This is a genomic window from Parafilimonas terrae (assembly GCF_900115755.1).
GTDB classification, from domain to species: domain Bacteria; phylum Bacteroidota; class Bacteroidia; order Chitinophagales; family Chitinophagaceae; genus Parafilimonas; species Parafilimonas terrae.
Map to the genome: position 1 here is coordinate 1 of NZ_FOXQ01000041.1, position 1,191 is coordinate 1,191.

Genomic DNA, 1,191 nt, shown 5'->3' on the forward strand with positions numbered 1-1,191 from the left:
AAATAGAAAAATGATTGATGAGTTTTAAACCGTCCTTGTACAAAAGCTGATTAGAATTTATGACGCCGAAGATTAAACAAGTTGCATGTAACGGCCACGCATTGGCGATGGCTGGGCAATTTATAACTTTCTGCTGGAACGTCTGCCCAGTAAACGAACAAAAAGTTGAAGATTTTTATTCTGTTGCTCAATAGCGTATTTTCAGCCCGGAACTGCTGCCCAACAGCGAACAAAAAGCTGATGAAATGCACGTCACGCCCAGCTATTGCCAATGCGAATGTTAGCTGCGTTTTCTTCCTGTCAAAAGATCCAAATTCTCTTCATGAGTTTCTATCAAAAAGTCTTTAAAAGACCTAAATCTTCTTGCTCCCGGATACCAAGTTGCATAAACCAAAACTTCCCATTCATCATCAAACTTTATGATAGGATTTAAAAACACACACATCCCGTCATACCAGTTTGAAACTTTTAAACTTTCTTTAAAATATTCGTCTCTGCATAAAACAGTGTCTTGGTCTTTGCCATAATAGAAATATTGTTCATCGGATACTGCTGTTCCAGAATTTTCAAGTAATTGAAACCACCATTCTTCTTCTGTGTTTCTTGCCCATTCGATTTTTTCAATTGGAAATAAATTGTCCAGGAAAAATGATATGTATCTAAAACCATTTGATGTCAGCAGAAAATCTCTGTAAGAAGGAGGCAGCTTTATTCCAAGATACTTTTCACGTTTAATAATGTCTTGTTCGTTTGCCGGTGGGAACCCAAGCCATTTAGTGTCGTTCACTTCTTTGTCAATTATCCCATTCTCAAGCATTTCTTCAATGTCAGAACTGTTATTGTCCTTAAAAAAATCCTCGCTAATGTATTGAAGAATGTCGTGAGTTGTCATGGTTGTATTTATCGCAGCTAACGGACAGGGCTTTGTGCAGGTGGGGAATTCAACGTTCCGTCTGCCCGAAACCGTCTGCCGAATATAGAATAAAAAAGTTGATTATTTGTTCGTTTGCTGATAGAATTCCGTCTGCCCGAACTGCTGATGATAGCAGCACAAATGCTGATGTTTATTCCTTCAGCCCCACTTGCACAAAACCCCATGTTGAACTAAACCTACGGAAGCCTTCCGCACTATCCGTAACTTTAGCCCTCATCAAAAAAGAATAAATATGGCAACGAAAAAAAATCGCCGGA

Annotated in this window: 1 protein-coding gene; it reads right to left on the reverse strand. The window is 38.8% G+C overall.

All coding sequences use genetic code 11. The annotated features are described in order from the left end of the window. Positions 1-280: 280 nt before the first annotated feature. A complete protein-coding gene (locus BM015_RS21270) occupies positions 281-892 on the reverse strand; it encodes an SMI1/KNR4 family protein (RefSeq protein WP_090663387.1) in 612 nt (203 codons plus the stop codon). Positions 893-1,191: the final 299 nt, after the last annotated feature.

Excerpts from the sequence above, each read along its gene's own strand:
- BM015_RS21270 (WP_090663387.1), bottom strand. The coding sequence starts at position 892 with ATGACAACTCACGACATTCTTCAATACATTAGCGAGGATTTTTTTAAG.